Source organism: uncultured Halopseudomonas sp., from assembly GCF_963977355.1.
In the GTDB taxonomy this organism is placed as follows: domain Bacteria; phylum Pseudomonadota; class Gammaproteobacteria; order Pseudomonadales; family Pseudomonadaceae; genus Halopseudomonas.
In genome coordinates, this window is the sequence record NZ_CAXBOV010000003.1 from 101,713 (window position 1) to 122,786 (window position 21,074).

General features: G+C 55.7%; 17 protein-coding genes. 2 read left to right on the forward strand and 15 right to left on the reverse strand.

The window, feature by feature from the left end:
• Positions 1–61 precede the first annotated feature (61 nt).
• Together AAC076_RS02265 and AAC076_RS02270 are read left to right on the forward strand one after the other, a co-directional pair.
• Entirely contained in the window at positions 62–1,876 is a 1,815-nt protein-coding gene (locus AAC076_RS02265) for a DUF1302 domain-containing protein (protein ID WP_339842737.1), read from the forward strand.
• 17 nt (positions 1,877–1,893) lie between these two features.
• Positions 1,894–3,267 (forward strand): DUF1329 domain-containing protein, encoded by a 1,374-nt coding sequence (locus AAC076_RS02270; protein ID WP_339842738.1) that lies wholly within the window; start codon positions 1,894–1,896, stop codon positions 3,265–3,267.
• Positions 3,268–3,367: 100 nt separating this feature from the next.
• Here the strand turns inward: AAC076_RS02270 and AAC076_RS02275 are convergent, their stop codons facing one another.
• The 15 genes from AAC076_RS02275 to AAC076_RS02345 all read right to left on the reverse strand — a co-directional run bounded on the left by AAC076_RS02275 (position 3,368) and on the right by AAC076_RS02345 (position 21,070).
• Positions 3,368–6,097, reverse strand: a complete 2,730-nt coding sequence (locus tag AAC076_RS02275) for a LuxR C-terminal-related transcriptional regulator (RefSeq protein ID WP_339842739.1) — start codon at positions 6,095–6,097, stop codon at positions 3,368–3,370.
• Between the two features lie 173 nt (positions 6,098–6,270).
• Positions 6,271–8,397, reverse strand: coding sequence for a PQQ-dependent dehydrogenase, methanol/ethanol family (locus AAC076_RS02280; protein WP_339842740.1), 2,127 nt, complete (start codon positions 8,395–8,397; stop codon positions 6,271–6,273).
• A gap of 29 nt (positions 8,398–8,426) precedes the next feature.
• The gene (locus AAC076_RS02285; RefSeq protein WP_339842741.1) at positions 8,427–9,215 is read right to left on the reverse strand and encodes an alpha/beta hydrolase; all 789 of its coding nucleotides are present in this window, start codon (positions 9,213–9,215) and stop codon (positions 8,427–8,429) included.
• Between the two features lie 255 nt (positions 9,216–9,470).
• A complete protein-coding gene (locus tag AAC076_RS02290; RefSeq protein ID WP_339842742.1) occupies positions 9,471–10,175 on the reverse strand; it encodes an NrdJb in 705 nt (234 codons plus the stop codon).
• 76 nt (positions 10,176–10,251) lie between these two features.
• Positions 10,252–12,405: an adenosylcobalamin-dependent ribonucleoside-diphosphate reductase gene (locus AAC076_RS02295; RefSeq protein WP_339842743.1), complete on the reverse strand. Its 2,154-nt coding sequence runs from the start codon at positions 12,403–12,405 to the stop codon at positions 10,252–10,254.
• A gap of 248 nt (positions 12,406–12,653) precedes the next feature.
• Entirely contained in the window at positions 12,654–13,238 is a 585-nt protein-coding gene (locus AAC076_RS02300) for a DUF1285 domain-containing protein (protein ID WP_339842744.1), read from the reverse strand.
• Positions 13,239–13,251: 13 nt separating this feature from the next.
• On the reverse strand, positions 13,252–13,857 hold the full coding sequence (locus tag AAC076_RS02305; RefSeq protein WP_339842745.1) for a DUF4823 domain-containing protein: 606 nt from the start codon (positions 13,855–13,857) through the stop codon (positions 13,252–13,254).
• Positions 13,858–13,900: 43 nt separating this feature from the next.
• Positions 13,901–14,797, reverse strand: a complete 897-nt coding sequence (locus AAC076_RS02310) for a radical SAM protein (RefSeq protein ID WP_339842747.1) — start codon at positions 14,795–14,797, stop codon at positions 13,901–13,903.
• A 114-nt stretch (positions 14,798–14,911) separates the two neighbouring features.
• Positions 14,912–15,562 carry a TetR/AcrR family transcriptional regulator gene (locus AAC076_RS02315; protein WP_339842748.1) on the reverse strand — a complete coding sequence of 217 codons (651 nt, stop codon included), beginning with the start codon at positions 15,560–15,562 and terminating at the stop codon, positions 14,912–14,914.
• A gap of 84 nt (positions 15,563–15,646) precedes the next feature.
• On the reverse strand, positions 15,647–16,498 hold the full coding sequence (locus AAC076_RS02320) for an ABC transporter permease (RefSeq protein WP_339842749.1): 852 nt from the start codon (positions 16,496–16,498) through the stop codon (positions 15,647–15,649).
• Positions 16,495–17,370 carry an ABC transporter permease gene (locus AAC076_RS02325; RefSeq protein ID WP_339842750.1) on the reverse strand — a complete coding sequence of 292 codons (876 nt, stop codon included), beginning with the start codon at positions 17,368–17,370 and terminating at the stop codon, positions 16,495–16,497. Before AAC076_RS02325 ends, AAC076_RS02320 begins: the two co-directional genes overlap by 4 nt.
• Positions 17,367–18,470, reverse strand: coding sequence for an ABC transporter ATP-binding protein (locus AAC076_RS02330; protein ID WP_339842751.1), 1,104 nt, complete (start codon positions 18,468–18,470; stop codon positions 17,367–17,369). Before AAC076_RS02330 ends, AAC076_RS02325 begins: the two co-directional genes overlap by 4 nt.
• Positions 18,471–18,536: 66 nt before the next feature.
• Positions 18,537–19,598, reverse strand: coding sequence for an extracellular solute-binding protein (locus AAC076_RS02335; RefSeq protein ID WP_339842752.1), 1,062 nt, complete (start codon positions 19,596–19,598; stop codon positions 18,537–18,539).
• A gap of 327 nt (positions 19,599–19,925) precedes the next feature.
• Positions 19,926–20,702 (reverse strand): TatD family hydrolase, encoded by a 777-nt coding sequence (locus AAC076_RS02340; RefSeq protein ID WP_339842754.1) that lies wholly within the window; start codon positions 20,700–20,702, stop codon positions 19,926–19,928.
• Between the two features lie 11 nt (positions 20,703–20,713).
• Positions 20,714–21,070, reverse strand: coding sequence for a PilZ domain-containing protein (locus AAC076_RS02345; protein WP_150276793.1), 357 nt, complete (start codon positions 21,068–21,070; stop codon positions 20,714–20,716).
• Positions 21,071–21,074 lie beyond the last annotated feature (4 nt).

The following is a 21,074-nucleotide window of genomic DNA, read 5'->3' on the forward strand; positions in this document are numbered from 1 at the left end:
AGCCAGCATGCACTTGCCAAGGGTTCCAAATAAAAACAAAGCGTCCGGCGCGAGGAATACCATGACTAGGACAACAACAAAGCAATCCTTCAATGCCTTACTCAAGCCATTGACCGTGGCCGTAGCAGTAGCCATCTCCCTCCCTGCCCATGCAGTTCGATTCGACCTCGGCGAAGTGCAGGGCCAGTTCGACTCACAAATGTCGGTAGGCACCAGTATCGGCACCAGTGAGATAGATGATGATCTGATCTGGGTTAACAATGGAGGCAAGGCTAACGCCGCCAACTCAGACGACGGCCGCCAGAACTTCAAGAAGGGCGAACCCTTCTCGACCATTTTCAAAGCGACCCACGACCTGTCCTTGCAATACGACAATACCGGCGTATTTGTACGCGGCAAATACTGGTATGACTTCGAAACCAAGGACGGCAGCCGTGAGCTCTACGATATAAACGACAGCGGCCGGCGTCAGGCAGCCAAGTCATCCGGAGGCCAGATTCTTGATGCCTTCATTTACCACAACTACAACATCGGCAACCTGCCGGGCTCTGTACGTGTGGGTAAGCAGGTAGTCAGCTGGGGTGAAAGTACCTTCATCCAGAACAGCGTCAACAGTATCAACCCGATCGACGTAGCTGCATTCCGTCGCCCTGGCGCCGAGATCAAGGAAGGACTGATTCCAGTCAACATGTTGTTCGTATCCCAGAGTCTGACTGAAAACCTGGGTATGGAAGCCTTTTATCAGCTTGAGTGGGATCCGACCGTACTCGACAACTGTGGCACCTTTTTCTCGTTTACCGATTCAGTAGCCAAAGGCTGTGATCAGGTAGGTATTGGCGGCTCTCAAGCTTCAGCAAATTCGCAAGTCAATCCTTTCGTTTACGTGCCTCGCACGGAGAACCGTGAAGCACGTGATAGCGGCCAGTTTGGTGTTGCCTTTCGCTTGTACGTAGACAGTCTGAATCAGACCGAGTTTGGCCTGTTTGCAATGAACTATCACAGCCGCAATCCGGTATTCAGTACAACTGCCGGTACCGGTGCAGCGAATCCAGCAGGCTTTGGCTTCAACAACGACACCAACGCCTGGGAAATTCCTGTAGACGCTGCCTATTACATCGAATATCCGGAGGACATCCGACTCTACGGGGTGAGCTTCCAGACCAACCTGGGCGGCATGTCGGTTTCAGGTGAAGTCAGCTACCGTCCCAATCAGCCACTGCAGATCAGCACTAATGATCTGGTAGGTGCTGCACTGGGCGCGGCTGGCAATCCGGTTTCTCCAGTCAACTCCCAGGGCTTGGGTGGCAGCGTATTCGGCGTTCCTGCTGCACCCGGCACCGACCTGCCAGGCTACAAGCGTATGCCTGTAACCCAGGCTCAGGTTACCGTCATCAACTTTATCGACAACGTCTGGGGCGCTGACCGTCTGACCGTGGTCGGTGAAGTGGGTTATAACCACATTGGCGGCATCAAGAGCAGCCCCACCGAACTGCGCTTTGGTCGTGACTCGCTCTACGGCTCAGGCGAACTGCCAATAGCCGGCCTGTGCGAAACCGCACTAAATGCCTCTCAGCCCAAATACTGTAACGACGAAGGCTTCTACACCCAGCACTCCTGGGGTCTGCGCACTGTTGCATCGCTGGAGTATCGCGGCTTTGCCGGTGTTCAGCTGACGCCTAACGTGGCTTTTGCCTGGGACGTGGAAGGTTACGGTCCGAACTTCAACGAAGGATCCAAGGCCGCGAGCATCGGTCTGAACGCTCTTTATAACAACAAATACAATGCCAGCATCAATTACACGAACTTCTTCGGTGGCGATTACAACGCCATGGCGGATCGTGACTTTATTGCGCTGAGCGTTGGTGCGAACTTCTGACCTGGATGGAGAATAATATGAAATCAGTCAAGAACCTGGGTCGCCAAACCTTCGCCGTGCTTGCCCTGAGCAGCCTGGCGATGGCGGTATCGGCGGCAGTATCGGTTGAAGAAGCAGCGACACTGCAAACGACATTGACACCCATGGGCGCTGAGCGCGCGGGCAATGCCGAAGGCACCATTCCGGAGTGGACCGGTGGCCTGGCAACCGATGCGGCACCGGTGAGCGAGAACGGCTTTTTCTCGGATCCCTTTGCCGATGATCAGAAGTTGTTTACCGTAACAGCAGATAACGTGGATCAGTATGCGGACCAGATCAGCCCCGGCCAGTTGGCGATGTTCGCCCGCTACCCGGAGACCTATCGCATGCACGTGTATCCATCCCGGCGCAGTAACACCGTGCCGGATGAGGTATTCGCAGCTGTTGCACGCAACGCGGTCAATACGGTGACAGTAGAAGGCGGTAACGGTCTCGAGAATTTCGATACTGCCTACCCCTTCCCGATCCCCAAGACAGGCGTAGAAGCGGTATGGAACCACATTACCCGCTACCGTGGTGGCAGCTTCAGCCGCACCATTGCACAGGCCACTCCTCAGGCCAACGGTTCCAACACCATGGTGGTGTTCAAGGATGAATTCACCTTTTCAACTGCACTGACCGACTACAGCGCAGAGACCAACCCCAACCTGATGTTCTATTTCACCCAGCGCGTGCTTTCGCCCTCGCGTTTGGCTGGTGACGTGCTGCTGGTGCACGAATTCATCAACCAGGTTAAGGAACCGCGTCTGGCATGGATCTACAATGCTGGTCAGCGTCGCGTGCGTCGCGCTCCCCAGGTTGCCTATGACGGCCCAGCCTTCGGCTCCGACGGTACTCGCACGTCCGACAACTACGACTTCTACAATGGCGCGCCGGACCGCTACAACTGGCAGCTCATTGGCAAACGGGAGATGTTGATTCCCTACAACAACTACAAGATCGGCTCGCCGGACATCAAGTACGACCAGATCATCCAGCCCGGTCACATCAACCAGGACCTGGTTCGTTACGAGAAACACAGGGTCTGGGAAGTCGAAGCCACTTTGAAGGAAGGTCAGCGTCACGTGTATGCCAAGCGTCACTTCTTCATTAACGAAGACAACTGGCAAGTGGCCGCACTGGATCACTACGATGGCCGCGGCGGTCTCTGGCGAGTAGCAGAAGCCATCGCGCTTCAGCGTTACGACGAGAAGATCCCCAGCTACGCAGTCGAAACCCTGTATGACTTGCAGAACGGTCGTTACGTGGCACTGGGCATGACCAACGAAGAACGTGAGAATTACGACACCAACTTCGAAGCATCCTCAGCCGACTACACTCCGAACGCCCTGCGCGCTTCAGGTATCCGCTAAGAAAAAACCGCCGCTCCGGTCATACCGGGCGGCGGTTTCCATATCTTCCAGATCACGTGTTTCTCCTGCGCATCCTCCCTGCAAATTCGTAACTGTTCACTCAACCAGCCTGTAGCATCACTGCTGCCTGGGCGCGGTTATCTACCTTGAGCTTGGCAAAGATACTTTTCATATGGGATTTGATGGTCTCAGGTGTGACATTCAGATCGCGCGCGATCTGCTTGTTCGATTTGCCTTCGGCCACCAGATGCATTACCTGGCGTTCCTTTACCGTCAGCTCGAGCAGCGCAGCGTTGCAGACGCTTTGAACTCCCTCGCCCGTTAGATTGTTGCTGAACAGGCCCTGGGCACCAGCCCACCACTGATCAGAGACCTTATCTGCCAGTGCGCCACAAAGATCAGGTACGGGTAAATCCTGCAGCACGCTGATGGCTCCTGTCTCACGGACTACACTCAGCACCTCGCTTAACAGATGCTCGCCGCGCTCCCTGGCCCCTTGCATACAGAACAATACCCCTGCTGCCAGCGCCACCTCTGCATACATGATCTGCAACTGCCTCTGGCCAAGCTCGACCAGCAAAACCGAGCTTTTTTCCAACAGACTGGCACCTGTTTCCAAACCGTTGACGGCCAGCCAGAGAGCGCTGAGATGCGCATATATCTGACGATCAAGATTTACGTCGTCGCGTTCGTCACTCGCCAGGTCCGCCAGGTAATGACTGCACGCAATAGCCTCGCGGTGTTTACCATCACGCAGGTTCAGCCATGTCCGCTCCAACAGAACTCTGGCACGCAGGCGCGTCCAGCCACGCTGTGTGGCAAGTACATCAAGCTGCTCAAGCGTACGCCTGGCACGGGCCGCAAACCCCTGCCGCCACTGCAGGCGGGCACTGGTGCAATAGGCTGCAGCCATGCAGTCAAGAAAGCCCCCCATGGCAATGAAATCCATGCACTGCGCAAGATAGGATTCCGCAAGCTGGCGGTCACCGCGAAGATAGGCGAGCTGAGCCAACAGAGCCTGGGGCAGTGCGACCAGGGCAGGATTGGGCCGGTTGTGGCTCATGTTGAAGGTTTTGTCTATTCGCGCCAGCAGACTATGCAGGCATTCGGTGGCCGGATCTATACGGCCCTGGGCAGACTCCGCCAATGCATTAATCGACTGCCTATAGCAGTCGTGAAATAGCAGATTTGATGACTGACGCTTATCCAGCAAGCTTGGCGGCAATGTATAGAAGGCATCCCAGCGGCTGGCATGGTAGTGACTGCAGCTCATCAGATTGAGAAGCACATTGGTCACCCATGGGCGATGGGGTACCGCTTCGAAACAACTGGCCGCGAGCGCTCCGGAACGTTCGTTATGATCTGCCAGGCCCAATAACATGGCATTGAGGGCCTGCATTTCCCAGTACAGTGCAGAATCCTTCTCGCTAGCCTCAGGCTCCATCTGGCTCTGCACCTCGGCAAGCAGTGTCTGCGCTGCGTCGACTTCCAGGGCAAGCCCCATAGCCCATGCCCGCGCCATCTTCAGCTGGATCGGAGCATCAAACTCCTGCAACTTCCAACGTTTTTCGAGCATGACCAGTGTAGTGAAATCACCTTGCTCAAGTAATTCCATTGCGCATTGGTTTATCCACCCACGCACTTGCTCGGTATGTCCACTTTCAAGCCCCAGACGAATTGCATCCAGCCAGTGCTCTTGACCGGCAAACCAGCAGGCCGCTCGCGACAGCAGGACCCGGGCAGCAGATTCGTCCTGCTCGATACAGGCTTTTTTCAGGTAGCTGCGAAACAGTGGATGCAGACTGAACCAGTTTTCCCGCTCATCCAGAGCACTGATGAACAGTTGTCGGTGCTGCAATAGCGTCAACATCTGACGCGCCCTCGGCGCACCAAAAAGCTCGGCAAGCAGGCCAATGCTGAACTTGTCGAGCAGCCCGAGTTGATACAGGTGCTCTCGACTGCTGCTTTCCAATGACTGCATAAGCTCATCAAACAGGATACAGATGCTGCGCGTTGCCAGACGCGGTCGGCCTCCCGGATTGATCTGTGGCGTCAGGAGAAAAGCACGCAGAGAGGCTATCCAACCGTCGGAGCCCTGCTGAATGGCACTCAGCTCACTCGCCTGCTCGAGTTCCACTCCGGCCTTTTTCAGCAGATCACGGGTTTCATCCAGAATGAACCGCAAGTGATAGCCGTCTACTTCGAGCAGGTCATCGGCGTATACATGCTCAAGCAGAGTATTGGGTAACTCACGGCGTCCGATGAACACCACGTGGAGCAGTTCGGGGGCACGCTGCAGAAAGAAGCGCAATGCTCCGACCAGAACGCTGTCGCTTATCCGATGAAAGTCGTCGATAAAGAGCACTACCGGCCGGCCATAGTGCGTCAGCTCATTGATAAGTAGGCTGGCCAGGGTTTCCATGGTGAAAAAGGTCAGTTCAGCACGCAGGCTGAGGCAAGCTCGTCCAATTTCCGGCGCTGCGTGATTAAGGGCGGCTGCCAGATAAAAAAGGACGCGCTGGACTGACTCATCCTCTTCGTCCAGCGACAACCAGGCGACGGTATGCCCGTTGGAGGCAAGCCGATCCGCCCAGATAGTGGCCAGGGTGGTCTTGCCAAAACCAGGTGGTGCCTTGAGTAACGACAGACGTCGCTCGGCCACTTGAGTCGCCATGTCTTCGAGTCGTGATCTCGGCAGGATGCCGCGCCCGAGGCGAGGTGGCGTGAGTTTGGTGGAGAGCAGGAGAGGAATGTCATTGCCCGGCAGCGTGGTTTTGGATACCACGTCACCAGCGGTAATCGGAATTATGGCACCGCCTTTCATATTCATAAGGTCAGTCATCCTGAATCGCACGGGCCGGGTTATACCGACCTCTTGTTATTGGCTGAACTGCAACGCCCGGTCAAGGTACGGGCCTGTTTTCAGCATAACAGCGAACAGGCCCGAGAAAAGCGCAAGCGCTTTAAACGAGCCTATCATAAGGATCACTGATATTAGAGTAATTACTCGGCCGTAGTATCACCCTCCCCGGTTGATACAGCGACCACCTGCATTGCCTGCATATAGGTCTCATACTCACGATGCAAAACATACAAGCGGATATTATCAACCTGCTCGGGCGTCAGGCTGGAAGCAAAGTTGGGCATTCCAAGAGGCTCAAGCATGCCCTCCAGAAGGATTGCCGTATAGGCGTTACGTATCGCGTCGCTGGAATGCCGCAGGTCCGGTAGCACACCTCCGCCAATCACCCCTGCTCCATGACAGACCGCGCAATACTGCGCATACAACTGCTTGCCAGCTTCGATATCAGCCTTCGCGGCTACCACCGGCTCCGGTATCCGCTCTGATACTGGGGGCTCGGCCAAGGCGGGTAATGTGGCCTGGCCACCAACCTTGAATACCAGCATGCGACTGACGTTGCGCACACCGGTAGCAACTGCGGCATCACCGCCAAACAGCGCTGCAGCCCCACCCCATCCCGCCATGAGCGCAACGTACTGGTCATCGCCATGCTTGAAGGTCATGGGTGCGGCGATGATGCCGGTCTGCGCATCGAAGTCCCAGAGTGATTCGCCCTTGTCCGCTGTATAGGCGACCAGCTTGCCTGCTGCTGTGCCCTGGAAAACCAGATTACCCGCCGTAGTCAGCGTGCCACCATTCCAGTGGTTGTCATGCTCAACGCGCCAAGCCGCTTCCTGCTTGATAGGATCCCAGGCCAGCAATGCACCGGAGGTGTAATCACGCGGCAATTCTGTAATTTCCGATGAGCCTGCGCCGGTATTGAACGCCTCGCGCTTGACGAATCCCTTACCCTCATTGCTATAGGTACCGGGTACTTCCTGATACGGAATATAGACCAAACCCGTTTGCGGATTGAACGACATCGGATGCCAATTGTGCGCGCCAAATGGGCTCGGCCACATAACCACCATCTCTTCTTCGTACCGCGCACCAGGCACTTCTACCGGTCGTCCGGTTGCGATATCAATGCGCTCTGCCCAGGTCACCTTGCCGATTTTTTCGGCTGACAGAAGCTCGCCCGTGGCACGATCAAGCACATAGAAGAATCCATTCTTCGGCGCCTGCATCAATACCTGGCGCTGTTTGCCATTGATCTCAAGGTTGGCCAGTGTCATCTGCTGAGTCGCAGTAAAATCCCAGGTATCACCCGGATTGACCTGATAGTGCCAGACCAGCTTCCCGGTTTCCGGTTTCAAGGCGAGAATCGATGACAGAAACAGATTGTCCCCGCCGCCTGGACTGCGGATCTCACGATTCCAGGGCGAGCCGTTACCTGTTCCAACATACAAGAGATCAAGATCTGGATCGTAGACCATGCTATCCCAGGCAGTACCACCCCCGCCCAGCGACCAATCGGTATCCTTGCTCCAGGTTTTGGCGGCATCTACCAGCTCTGGATGCTCTACCGGCTTGGAAGGATCTGCCGGAACAGTGAAGAAACGCCATTTCATTTCGCCACTTACCGCGTCATAGGCGGAAAAGTAACCGCGCACGCCAAATTCGGCACCGCCATTACCGATCATGATCATGCCCTTGACCACACGGGGTGCCGCAGTAATGGTGTAGGGCTGGCTGTTATCGGTTGTCTGCTGGCTCCAGACTTCATTGCCGGTCTTCGCGTCCAGGGCAATCAGCCGGCCGTCCAGCGTCCCCACATAAACCTTGCCGTCATACAGGGCAACACCTCGGTTAACGGCATCGCAGCATGCGTGCCTACCCTTTGCCTTGTTAACTTTGGGATCGAAGCTCCAGAGAATTTCACCGGAAACGGCATCCACCGCCATGACCCGGCTCCACGAGAGAGAGGTGTATAACACCCCATTGCTATAGAGCGGTGTCGCTTCAAGCCCGCGGTTATTATCCAGATCTATAGACCACGCCAGACCCAGTTTGCCTACGGTCTGTTCATTCAGATCAGTCAGGGGGCTGTAGCGCTGACCAGCCAGCGTACGGTCGTAGCTGAGCCACTCGCCACTTTCCATCTTGGGAGCATGCGCGACACTGTTAAGGGTTTGGTCCGCATGACTATTCAAAGAGCCAAACATCCCTATTGCGAAGGCAGTGGCAACGCCGACCAGGCACGTATCGCGCTTTATTATTTTTGTCATTGCATTCTCTCTATGGGTGATTGAATTACTCAAACTCCAGCAAAGTCACTGATACGCTGGGCAACCGCTTGCGGAGCTTCCAGCGCCACCGAATGTCCAGCCCCAGGAATCACGTACATATCGCCGTGCCCGCTGGTATCGACGATCTGTTGTGACAGTGTCACTGAGTAGGCGTGGTCCTGTTCGCCCGCCAGAACCAGCAATGGCACTTCAAGCAAGGCGACCTCTGACAGGACGCTCTGACGATGGATCACACCCCGTGCAGCTCCGCCGATGGCTACATCCAGATCAAGCATCTTGCTGCGCCAATGGGTTAGCAGCGGCTCGCTGGCCTGGTCTGAAAAAATGCGATCGCCAAACATGATGTGCATCAGAGTATCGATGTGGGCGCCTGGGCCATTGCGAGCAAGATCCTCGACCAGAGGCTCGAAGGCATCGAGCTTGTGTTCCAGGTCGGCGCTGCTGCCCATGACGATGCACCCTGCAACCAGGTGCGGATACCGAGTGGCCAGGCGCAAGGCGACGAAACCGCCCATGGAGTTGCCGGCCACGTGGCAGGGGGCAAAATCCAGTGCTTCGATCAGCGCGGCCGCGTCACGTGTCAGGTTATCCATGTCCAGCACGCCTTGCCGGCCACTGGCACCTTGCCCCCGGTGATCGTAGGCGACTATCTCGAAGCGATCCTCGAGCAGCCCGATCAGTGGGTCGAACATGCTCAGATCAAAGAACAACGAATGGCTGAGTAACAGACGTGGTCCGCCTGCAACACCGCTGCGCTGATAATGAATAGTCGTATCGTTGACCTGGATACTGGGCATGCATGGCCTCCTGCTGACGCCACCGTAGGATCACGGAGCAACATCGATCCTAGGCGTGCAGAAGCGTTAACTTCACCCCCCTGTTGGGGGAGAGAGGCAAGGGAGTGATACCGGGTATTTAATCAGAAGGGTTTGGAAGGAAGACAGAAAGGCAACGTTGAATCGCGTCCCCAAACAATAAAAAGCCCCTGAAAAAGGGGCTTTTTATGGGCAGTAAGCAGAGCGTGTAAACGCAGCTTCAGTGAAGAGAAAGACTTAACCGCACTTGCTCTCACCGCAATTGAGACAGGTCATGCATCCATCCAGCTGCACCGCAGCCTGTGTATGACACTTACCACACATCTGTGCTCCCGGAGGGTAGGATTCTGTGCTGTCATCGCAGTCTGCTGCAGCCTGGCCCTGGGGCTTGAGGCTGACAAACTCGGCACGCTTCTGTTCCAGATAGGCGCGCTGATGCTCGTCCATCTCATTGGTCATCATGCCAATGCGAGTCAGGTGCTGTTCGAGCACATCACCGATCTCGGCTACCAGGGAGGGCATCCAGCGACCACCGCGTTTCATGTAACCGCCCTTGGGGTCGAATACGCTGCGTAGCTCCTCAACCAGAAAGGTGCAATCCCCGCCCTTGCGGAATACCGCCGAGATAATCAGCGTAAGAGCTGAAATCCATTGGTAGTGCTCCATGTTCTTGGAGTTGATGAAGATCTCGAAGGGGCGACGAATTTCGTGATCGCTACCGTGATTGAGAATCACATCGTTGATAGTGACGTAAATCGCATGTTCGGAAGTCGGGGTCTTGATCTTGTAGGTCGAGCCTTCAAGAAACTCGGGACGCTTGAGCTTTTCGTGCATCTCTTCCAGTTGTTCATCGGGCGCTACAACCAGATCCAGTGGAGCGACCGGCTCATCGGGTTTGACTACCGCGTAGTCGACGATCTTGCTGCTGATTTTCAATGCCATTTCCTGATCCTCACCCGGCTCTGGCCGGGCTCTGTACTATTCGTTAGCGGGGAGCCACTCAAGGGGCTCCAATGTGTCAGAACTTGCCGTAGTAGCCTTCTTTCAAGGCGTCGTAGAGGTTCGCCGCGCTGTGCATCTCACCGTCATATTCGATCTCGTCGCCGCCCTTGGCCTCGACGAAACTGCCATCCTCGAGTTTGAAGCGGTAAGTGGTGTTGGCCAGATCCTGCTCCTTGACCAGTACACCCTGGAAAGCCTCAGGGTTGAAGCGGAAGGTAGTACAACCCTTCAGACCTTTTTCGAAGGCGTAGCGATAGATATCCTTGAAGTCTTCATAGGGATAATCAGTCGGCACGTTGGCGGTCTTGGAGATGGATGAATCCACCCATTTCTGCGCAGCGGCTTGCACGTCCACGTGTTCTGTCGGCTTTACATCGTCAGCCGCGATGAAATAGTCCGGCAAGTTGCGTGTACCTGCTTCCATGCTCGGAAGTGCGTCAGCATTGACGAAGTGGCGATAGGCGAGCAGCTCGAAACTGAACACGTCGACCTTTTCCTTGGACTTCTTGTTTGCCCGAATCACGTTGCGGAAATAGTGATGGGCAAAACTTGGCTCAATACCATTGGAGGCATTATTGGCCAGCGACAGGGAAATCGTGCCCGTAGGCGCGATGGAGCTGTGGTGGGTAAAGCGCGCGCCCTTCTCGCCCAGGGCGGCAACCAGCTCGGCATCTTCACCGGCGACCTGCTGCATGTAACGGCTGTACTTGGCCCACAGAACCTTGCCCTTGATGCTGTCGCCGGCTTTGATGCCATCAGCGCGCATTTCCGGACGCTTGACCAGCATGGCTTCGGTCACGGTAAAGTCTTCGTCCATGATCGGTGCTGCGCCTTTCTCTTCGCTCAACTGCAGCGCCGTACGCCAGCCCTGCACCGCCATTTCCTTGGAAACCTGCTCGGTAAACTCCAATGATTTGGGCTCACCGTATTTCATGCACAACATGGTCATGGTCGAACCCAGGCCCAGGAAGCCCATACCGTGGCGACGCTTGCGGTAGATTTCCGCACGCTGCTCTTCCAGCGGCAGACCGTTGATTTCAACCACGTTGTCGAGCATACGGGTGAAGACGTCAACCACCTTGCGGTACTCTTCCCAATCGAACCTTGCCTTCTCGGTGAATGGGTCACGTACAAACAGGGTCAGATTGATCGAACCCAGCAGACAGGCGCCGTGGGGCGGCAGGGGCTGCTCGCCACAGGGGTTGGTAGCGCGAATTTCTTCACAGAACCAGTTGTTGTTCATCTGGTTGACGCGGTCGATAAGGATGAAACCGGGCTCTGCGAAGTCGTAGGTCGAGGTCATGATCATGTCCCAGATCCGACGCGCCTTGAGCACCTTTGACACACGGCAAGCAACGCGTCCGTCTTCGCGGGTCAGGTAGCGCTGGGTGGCGGGCAGCTCGCGCCAGATCACCTGATCTTCATTGTCCAGGTCCAGACCATCAGCGTCGATTTCGGCCTGTGTCAGCGGGAAAGACAGCTTCCAGTCTGCATCAGCGGCAACGGCCTGCATGAAATCTTCGGTGATCAGCAGAGACAGGTTGAACTGACGCAGTCGTCCACCCTCACGCTTGGCACGAATGAAATCCATCACGTCTGGATGGCCAACATCGAATGTCGCCATCTGCGCGCCACGACGACCACCAGCTGAGGACACGGTGAAACACATCTTGTCGTAGATATCCATGAACGACAGTGGCCCGGAAGTGTAAGCGCCAGCGCCCGATACATAAGCGCCCTTGGGGCGCAGGGTGGAGAATTCGTAACCAATGCCGCAGCCCGCTTTCAGCGTCAGACCCGCTTCGTGCAACTTGGACAGGATGTCGTCCATGGAGTCGCCAATAGTAGCGGAAACCGTGCAGTTGATCGTCGAGGTAGCCGGCTTGTGTTCCAGAGCCCCAGCATTGGAGGTAATACGACCGGCAGGAATGGCACCATGACGCAAAGCCCAGAGAAACTGCTCGTACCAGTGCTCGCGCAGCGAAGGCTCTTCCACATCGGCAATAGCACGGGCTACGCGCTGGTAGGTCTCGTCAACAGTGGCGTCGATCGCTACTGCGTCCTTGGTTTTCAACCGGTATTTGGTATCCCAGATATCCTCGGAGGCGGGCTGCATCGGAATGTCGGTGACCGTGTTGTGCAGGCGCTGCACCTTGGCTGTCTGGTTCATTGTTTTCTCCTGAAACGCTCGGTTACACCCCGCAAAACCACGCTTCCAGGACGAAATGGCGCCTGGGGGTTGCCGGGAAAGAAACACTACTTGTTGTGCATAGCGAGCAATCCTAGACCCAGATATGGTAAAGATCAATATCTGAAGGACTACAAAAAGGTGGTTTTTCTACTTGACTTGGAGCGAGCCAGAAAAGACGTGGCTGGGGAGCGCCGACCTGAACGGCCGGCGAGTATGCAGGGACAATATCAGGCAGGATTGCCGTCTATCGGAAAAAAGCAACCATCACTCCACACCCCCAGACAGGACTTGCCGCGATGCTCTCGTTCTACGGCCAACTCAACCATCTGATAGAAGACGTTGCGCCCAATCAGGGCTTCGAGATTACGACGGACCAGCACGTAGGGTGAAGGCTCCTGGGTAGCCGCGTCGAGTTCGACACGAATCGGATTGTCACGCCCCACTTCAACCGTATCTTCAAGATTGGTGGTGAATGTCAGCTTCTGACTCTCACCCTCTCCTTCCACGTGGAGCTGGGTAGCCACAAAAGGGGCGTCGTCGACTTGAATAGCCCAACGCTCGACCGGCGTAACAAGGTAGTAACGGCCATCGTCGTCGTGTCGCAAAATACTGGCAAAAAGCTGGACTAAGGCCTTGCGGCTGATCGGATCACCTTCGTGGTACCAGGTGCCATCGCGGGTGATTTGCAGATCCATTTCGCCACTGACTGGCGGATCCCACTCGTCAACCGGAGCCGGCTGTGGACGACGGGTAGAACTGGCACCGGGAATGCTGTCCAGAAGAGACTGGTGCGGTGGTGGTCGTCGGGTCATGGTGTTACCTCCATCAACGGCCGAGCAACTGCCGGGTATAATCTTCCAGCGGCGGACGCAACAGGTCCGCTGGCTCGGACTGGTAAAATTGCAGGAAGCCACCGCGTGTTGCGATGACGGCATAATCGATCATCCGGCGTGTAGCCGTTTCCATCAGGATAAGCTGCAGAGTGGCGCGATCTACGCCAACATCCCCCAGCCGGCGAGAGTCTTCCCAGTGCTCAAGGTCTCCGACCTGATCTTCGGCACTGGCAAAGCGGGTGTACAGAAGATAGTCCATACCCTGCACACTTGCCTGATCCAGAGCCTCTTCCAGACCCATTGGCGCTTCCGCTCGGCGTATAAGCGGAAAGACCTGTACGGCTGCTGCAAAAGCTTCCTCGGCGACAACATTAGGTCTCGCATAGGGGTGGCCTACGGGAACGAAATGCCCCTGGGCAATAAACAGGCTGGAGTCGGACTGCAGACTCCAATTGGCCTGCCGGGTGATGCTGTAGGTATCCATCAAGCCCGCATCGCCAAGGTAATAACGTGCGCTTTTCTGCATGTCGGAGGGTTTGACGCAACCGGTCAGTGCAAGCAGAGCTGAAAGTGTTAGAGCAAGTCCTGTCCAGCGCATCTTGTTTCCCTCGAGGAGTTAGATATGGATTCAGATTCAGCGACTATAGACCACGCATCCATTCAGGACGTAACCGGGCCCGTTCGGGGCGCTCAATAGCCGTTTGTACCTGCGCAAGTATCCGCTCCTTGTCTGCCCCGAGGATGCCCTTGAGGACCAATGCGTTGGAGGCATGATCGCTTCTGAACACCGTATCTTTCAACTCCAGGGCCTCGATAAACTGTTGCAATTCAAGAAACAGGCTTTGTTGGTCCAGTGGCTCAAAATCCGGAAAGCGCTCGCGGTAGCGCTCCATACCCTGGGGAAAGCTGACCACCAGGGTAGAAACAAACTCAGGCTGGGTGGCATTCATCAATCTGGCAGAGTTGCGCCCATGCTGCTCGCTGAGACTCCTGCCACCCAGTCCATTAAGAATCATCACTGAACGCATGATCCCGGCATCCCCCGCCTTGGTAAGCGCCTCTTCGGTGGAGTCATAGGTTTCGCCCTTGTTGACGCGCTCCAGCACCTGGTCATCCCCTGATTCCGCGCCCACGTAGAGCATGGCCAGTCCAGCCTCACGCAGTTCCTTGAGCTCCTCAACGGACTTGCGCTTGAGATTACGCGGCAGGCAATAGGAAGTTACCCGCTCCACACTCGGCATATGCTCACGAATGGCGTCGAGAATGGTCAGCAGCCGACGCGTAGGAAGCACCATGGCATCCCCATCGGCGAGAAAGACACGCTGTACGATCAATTGCTCGCCACTGCGCCTGATTTCGTCGAGCACCTGCTTTTCATCCCGCGCGCGGAATTTTTTCTGCTCGTCAGTGTACATTTCACAGAAAGTACACTGATTCCACGAGCAGCCATTGGTAACTGGCAGAATCAGCGAATGCGCCTCACTGGGTGGACGAAAAACAGGTTCGATATAACTGATCGGGAATGACTGGGCGGGCATGATTTCTCCGGAATGACGATGGGTGCTTCAGCCTGCAATCTACAGGTCAGAATGGATAGGCACTGTCCGCACTCCGGGTATCAGAAGTGCGCAAACAGAGCCCATGGGCGTTGTTCAAGCCGGCGTGTTGAGTGTTTCCTCTTCACGGCGGCGCTTTGACTTGTTCCCCATGCGCACGCCGATATCCATCAGAAACTGCATGTAGCCTTCCTTGTCCTCGATCACATCCTGCCAGAAGGGCGAGTGGTACATGGCCATTGCACCGTGTACCAGGGCCCAGGCCGCGCAATAGTGGAAGTAGGCCGGTACATTCTCGAGTTTTCCATCGTCGATACGCTCCTGAATCACCCCGGTCAGATGATTGAAGTTGGAGGCACGTATCTTGTGTAACTCATCAACTAGTTCGGGTAACTGATTGGATTTGACCAGTTTTTCTTCCAGGCGATCAAAGAGGCGATAACGCTCCGGGTCACTCATGCGAAACGCAAAATAATCCCGTGACAGGGCTTCGCGATCGCGTGAAATACTCTCGCTGTGCAGCAGGCCGGCAAGATCACCCTCGTAATCAAGCATCAGGCGTAAATAAATTTCGGCCTTGGATTTGAAATGCTTGTAGATGGTGCCCTTCCCGATACCTACCTCGTCGGCGATCATTTCCACCGTCACGCTATCCTCACCCTGCTCGAGGAAAAGGCGTAGGGAGGTATCGAGGATTTCCTGCTCGCGACGACGAAACTCGCGGACCTTGCGTGATTCTTTTTGCATGACGATTATGCACTTCCCTACCGGCAAAATCGGCATTATGCCAACTTGATGACCAAATTCCCATTATTGATTAAAAGCTGACTGTCAGGCCCTTTTTTGAACACGAACAGCTACAAGGGCAAGCACCATAGACCCAAGCATCAATAACAGGGATACGGCATTGAGCACCGGAGTAGCACCCTCACGCAGTCGACTGAACAGAGTGATTGTCAGGGGTGCATCAGAGCCTACCAGCATCAGCGTAGTATTGAAGTTCTCGAATGACATCAGAAAACAGATCAGTGCGGCACCGGTAATCGCCGGAGCCAGGAAGGGCAAAGTGACTGTCAGTACCGCAGTCAATGGCGAGGCCCCCAGATTACGCGCTGCCTCCTCAAGCTGCACATCGAATGTCCGCAGCCGCGCCGAGATCACCAGTGTGGCAATGGTGCTCAGGAAGGCGAACTGGCCCAGGACGACCAACAGCAAACCCGGACGAAGCATGTCCAGAAAGATATCGTGATTGAAGTCGAGGTAATTGGCGATGCGGCTAGCGAAAACCAGAATGGAAATACCCAGAATCACACCCGGAATCACCAGGGGTAACAGCATCAGGATAAACAGTAGATTTTTGCCCGGAAATTGGTGTCGCTCGAACAAAAACGCATTCAGGGTCGCCAGACTGACAGCCAGCACCGTGACACAACTGGCTACCAGGGCACTGATCCCGACGCTGCGTAAAATGGCGCGATCATGGAACAGCCCCGTACGCTCGCTGGTATTGGCGACAAACCAGTCAAGCGTAAAGCCCTTCCACGGCAGTGCCGGGAAGCTGCTGTCATTGAAAGCAAACATCCCCACGACTATCAAGGGAGCCGCCAGGTAAATGAAGAACACCAACACATAAGCGGCATAGATCCAGCGAAATCGCTGGGTTAGCGGTAACGATGCAATCATCGCATGGTCTCCGCAAAGGATTGCCGGCTCAACCTGAGACCCAGCCAGACAATCAGTGATGACAGTACCAAAAGTAGAACACCGAATGCGGCGCCCTGCTCCCAATTGAACCGGGTAATGAACTGGGTAAAGATCTGCTCGGTGAACCACATGCTGTCCTTGCCACCCAGCAGCACTGGCGTGAGATAGTTACCTACCGACAGCATGAACACCACAATCGAACCGGAAACAATTCCCGGCATGGCATGGGGGATGACGATGTCGCGCGTGACGCTCAGATGATTACCGCCCAGGTCGTAGGCCGCTTCCACAAGACTGTCGTCCAGGCTATCGAGCGTGGTCACCAATGGCACCAGCATGAACAGAATCGACGCGTAGACCAGTCCTACCATGATCGCAACATCGTTATAGAGCATCTCCACCGGCCCGGCAGCAAGGCCGCTCCACTGCAATACGCCACTGATAACGCCACTTTCACGCAGCAGGATCATCCATCCATAAGTACGCACCAACTCGCTGACCCAGAAAGGCACCAGGCACGCCAGAAACAAAAGCGAGCGCTTGCGACCACGCACCAGCTTGGCGATGTACCAGGCGACCGGAAAGGCAATGACCAGCGTCAGCAATGTAGTAAAGATGGATATTACCGCGGTACGCAGAAAGGTTCGCCAATACAGCGACTCGGTAAAGAACAGCTCGTAGTGCATCCAGCTGAAGCGATGCTCCGCAAAGCCGATGCGCTCGCGCAGTGAAACCAGCACCATATCCACATGCGGCAGCAGAATCAGCAACAAAAGCCACAGCAACAATGGCAGCATGAGCAGAAAAACGCCCAGTTTCAATCCGCCCCGCGTCGCCCTACCCGCTCTCATTGGGGCGCCGCCGCAAAATACTGCGCCTGATTGCTCATCCAACCCAGTTGCAGTCGATCACCTGGTTTCAGCTTGGCAAACTCGGGGGTCTGGGGAAGTCGGACGGTCAGCTCGGCGCCCTCGTCCACCTTTGCGCTAATACGACTGTTCGCGCCATCAAATAACAGCGTATTGATTTGTGCGTTAAGGCAATTGTCCATCCTGCATGGTTCACCTGGAAAAAAAGGGCTGATACCTTCGGGGCGAACAAACACTGAAACGGCATCGCCCACACTGACTGGCAAAGCACCTGCAGCGGTCGCATAAAGAATCTGACCGCCAGCCAGGGTAACTCGGCCCGGAGCTGTCACGCGTGCCTGAAGCCGATTGGAGTCGCCAACAAATCCCGCCACGAAAGGCGTGGCCGGCTCGTAATACAAGGTTTGCGGACTGGCCACCTGCTCAAAGCGACCCTTGTTCATCACCGCCACCTGATCGGACATAACCAGCGCTTCAGACTGGTCGTGGGTGATGTAGATAAAGGTGGTGCCAAAAGTCTGTTGTAGCTGCTTGAGTTCCAGCTTCATCTGCTCACGCAACTTCAGATCCAGAGCCCCCAGAGGCTCATCCAGCAACAACACCGCTGGCTCCAGCACCAGACAACGGGCGATGGCAATGCGCTGTTTTTGCCCGCCGGAGAGCTGGTCAGGTTTGCGCTGACCTACGTCAGGCAGACCGACCCGATCGAGTACATCGTTCACTCGCCGGGCAATGTCAGGTCTGGAAACACCCCGGCGTTTGAGGCCATAGGCAATATTGTCTGCCACGCTCATCATCGGAAACAGAGCCAGATGCTGAAAGACCATGTTCAGAGGTCGCTTGTTGGGCGGCACCCCCAGCATGGATTGACCCTTGATGCGTATATCCCCGTGGTCGGGTTCGACAAAACCCGCCAGCATCCTCAGCAACGTTGTTTTACCGCACCCCGAGGGACCCAGAATAGAGAAGAACGAGCCGGCCGGAATGCTCAGGGAAATATTATCTACCGCCGCTTGGCCGGCGAAGGCTTTGTGCAGCTGATGGCACTCGAGATCAAGAATGGTATCGGGTGAGGATTGCATGGCATGTCCGTTGCGTAGGATCCGAATCGCCCGGCATTGCGCCGGGCGAGTCAACTGGCATCAATTTCAGTTCGAAGCGCTCACACGATCAAGAATACGACCTTCAATAGTTTCCAGACCAGGGGGAACCGGTGGATACCATTTGATGTTTTCCAGTGCCGCCTCGTCGAAGCTACTCTGGAAGCTCTCCTTCAGTTTCGCACCCACAAAGGCCTCGGCGCCGCGCGAGGCAGTGAAGTTACCTGCAGACTCGGTGATCAGAGCGGCAATTTTCGGCTGCATGACAAAATTGATCCACTTATAGGCAGCGTCATCGTTTTCGCCACGGCGCGGTAGCGCGAAGGTGTCGATCCAACCAAGCGCGCCACTGGCCGGTGCTACAAAGCTGATCTTCGGGTTCTCTGCCTGCAATTTCCAGCCACCTGCATCCCAGCCCTTGGCAGCAACCACTTCGCCTGATGCAACAAGGTTGATCAGCTCATCACCTCCGGTCCAGTAGGTCTTCACATTGGACTTGCAGGCGATCAGCTTCTCCTGAACGCGTGTCATCATTGCTTCATAGGCCACAGGGTCGTTATAGGCCGCAAAGGGGTCCTCGCCCATGGAGAACGCCATACCGATCAATATTGGCCGACGCAAACGATAAGAGACGCGACCTGCCAATTCCGGCTTGCACAGATCTGCGAAGTCGCTCACCTGATCCCGGACACTGTCGTGGACGATCAGACCTGTCGTGCCCCACACATGGGGCACAGCATAAATATCTCCATCAAGTTCGGTATTGGCCTTGGTAGCCGCCAGCATGGAAGGAATGAATAGCGAAGAGTCCACCTTGCTGATATCCATCGGCTTGTAGATCCGATATTCCTGCTGGGCACTGGTAACTCTGTCCTGGCTGGGCTGCGCCAGGTCAAAACCCGACCCGCCTGTGGCGCGCAGTTTGGAAATCATGTCCTCGTTGTTGGACAGGGTGACCTGCACATCAATGCCAGTTTGCGCCTCGAACTGGCTGATAACTTCTTCCGGGGCATAACCGCCCCAGGTGAGCAGGCGCAACTCTTCGGCAATGGCGGAAAACGGCATGGCAAGGGTGATTAACGCGGGTACGAGCATCTGCTGCAAACGCATGATGTACTTCCTTTTATCGTCGTTGGTTCCTGAAAACTAAGTCATGGCTGTGACAGTATAGTTACAGTAAAAAAAGCTGCCCGACCGGCAGCTAACAACAGTTGACGATAAAATCGCTTCTGCGTATTCCAAATCGGTTTATGAAACGGGAACAAAGGGCTGGCGGATGGCGGGATCTGGGTAATACTCAATACATCAGGTTGATGCGTTCCCCCAAGCGCCCGGCCTGAATGGTTGGGCCAGGCCTAACCGAGCAACACTCCTAATGGTCTTGACCCGAATACTTCCCCCAGTGTTCGGGTTTTTTTTGCGTGTCTGACCGTCAGATCACCTGGTTAGAGGAAACAACCGGTGGAAGTTCTCAGTGGTGTTCTGCCATAGCGTATCGAGGGGCTCACCGCGGATATCGGCCACGCAGGCCGCTACATCGCAAACGAACTGAGGCTCGTTGGGTTTGCCCCGATGAGGTACGGGGGCCAGATACGGAGAGTCGGTTTCTACCAGGAGTCTGTCGGCGGGCACTCGACGCGCCACATCTCGCAGCGCGTCGGCATTGCGGAAGGTGACGATCCCCGAGAGCGAAATGTAATACCCCAGATCCAATGCCTGGCGCGCCATATCCCAATCTTCGGTAAAACAGTGCAGCACGCCAGTGCCAGCAAGATCGGCCTCACGTAGCAGGTCCAGGGTATCCTGCCGCGCCGCCCGAGTATGGATGATGACCGGCTTGCCGGTTTGTCGAGCGGCCACCAGGTGACACTGAAAGGAGCGTTTCTGCTGCTCAGCCATCTCGGGCTGATAATGATAATCCAGCCCGGTTTCGCCAATTGCAACCACGCGGGGGTGATCCAGCTCCCCAAGCAGCCAGTCGAGTTCGGTGAGTTGCTCGTCCGCCAGATCCAGCGGATGCACACCTACACTGCAGTAAACATCCGGATAGCGCTGAGCCAGGCTTTTAACCACCGGCGCATTGGCTGCATCGACGCCTATACAGAGAAATTTGCCCACCCCTTTCGCCCGCGCCGCATCCAGTGCAGCGTCAAGTGAGCCTGAGTAAGGAGTGAGATCCAATCGGTCAAGATGGCAGTGGGAGTCAATCAGCATGGAAATACAAATTACATCGTATGGGTGGGTCGGTCGGACTTGAGGGCACCTGCGAGGTAGGTTTCGATCTTGCTGCGAGCAGTATTGTCCTGATCGCTGAACTGCACACCGATACCCGCAGCTCGGTTACCCTGGGCCCCTTTCGGTGTGATCCAGATAACCTTGCCAGCCACAGGAATTTTCTCCGGCTCGTCCATCAGGTTGAGCAGCATGAACACTTCATCGCTGAGTCGATAGCTCTTGTTGGTCGGAATAAAGAGCCCGCCGTGCTTCACGAAAGGCATGTAGGCTGCATACAAAACCGACTTGTCCTTGATAGTGAGGGACAGGATACCGTTGCGGGGACCGGGGGCGGTCGGATTACTCATGGTG

Bases quoted from the DNA above. Each gene is read 5' to 3' on its own strand.
- AAC076_RS02265 (WP_339842737.1), top strand. From the start codon at position 62: ATGACTAGGACAACAACAAAGCAATCCTTCAATGCCTTACTCAAGCCA.
- AAC076_RS02270 (WP_339842738.1), top strand. From the start codon at position 1,894: ATGAAATCAGTCAAGAACCTGGGTCGCCAAACCTTCGCCGTGCTTGCC.
- AAC076_RS02275 (WP_339842739.1), bottom strand. From the start codon at position 6,097: ATGAATATGAAAGGCGGTGCCATAATTCCGATTACCGCTGGTGACGTG.
- AAC076_RS02280 (WP_339842740.1), bottom strand. From the start codon at position 8,397: ATGACAAAAATAATAAAGCGCGATACGTGCCTGGTCGGCGTTGCCACT.
- AAC076_RS02285 (WP_339842741.1), bottom strand. From the start codon at position 9,215: ATGCCCAGTATCCAGGTCAACGATACGACTATTCATTATCAGCGCAGC.
- AAC076_RS02290 (WP_339842742.1), bottom strand. From the start codon at position 10,175: ATGGCATTGAAAATCAGCAGCAAGATCGTCGACTACGCGGTAGTCAAA.
- AAC076_RS02295 (WP_339842743.1), bottom strand. From the start codon at position 12,405: ATGAACCAGACAGCCAAGGTGCAGCGCCTGCACAACACGGTCACCGAC.
- AAC076_RS02300 (WP_339842744.1), bottom strand. From the start codon at position 13,238: ATGACCCGACGACCACCACCGCACCAGTCTCTTCTGGACAGCATTCCC.
- AAC076_RS02305 (WP_339842745.1), bottom strand. From the start codon at position 13,857: ATGCGCTGGACAGGACTTGCTCTAACACTTTCAGCTCTGCTTGCACTG.
- AAC076_RS02310 (WP_339842747.1), bottom strand. From the start codon at position 14,797: ATGCCCGCCCAGTCATTCCCGATCAGTTATATCGAACCTGTTTTTCGT.
- AAC076_RS02315 (WP_339842748.1), bottom strand. From the start codon at position 15,562: ATGCAAAAAGAATCACGCAAGGTCCGCGAGTTTCGTCGTCGCGAGCAG.
- AAC076_RS02320 (WP_339842749.1), bottom strand. From the start codon at position 16,498: ATGATTGCATCGTTACCGCTAACCCAGCGATTTCGCTGGATCTATGCC.
- AAC076_RS02325 (WP_339842750.1), bottom strand. From the start codon at position 17,370: ATGAGAGCGGGTAGGGCGACGCGGGGCGGATTGAAACTGGGCGTTTTT.
- AAC076_RS02330 (WP_339842751.1), bottom strand. From the start codon at position 18,470: ATGCAATCCTCACCCGATACCATTCTTGATCTCGAGTGCCATCAGCTG.
- AAC076_RS02335 (WP_339842752.1), bottom strand. From the start codon at position 19,598: ATGCGTTTGCAGCAGATGCTCGTACCCGCGTTAATCACCCTTGCCATG.
- AAC076_RS02340 (WP_339842754.1), bottom strand. From the start codon at position 20,702: ATGCTGATTGACTCCCACTGCCATCTTGACCGATTGGATCTCACTCCT.
- AAC076_RS02345 (WP_150276793.1), bottom strand. From the start codon at position 21,070: ATGAGTAATCCGACCGCCCCCGGTCCCCGCAACGGTATCCTGTCCCTC.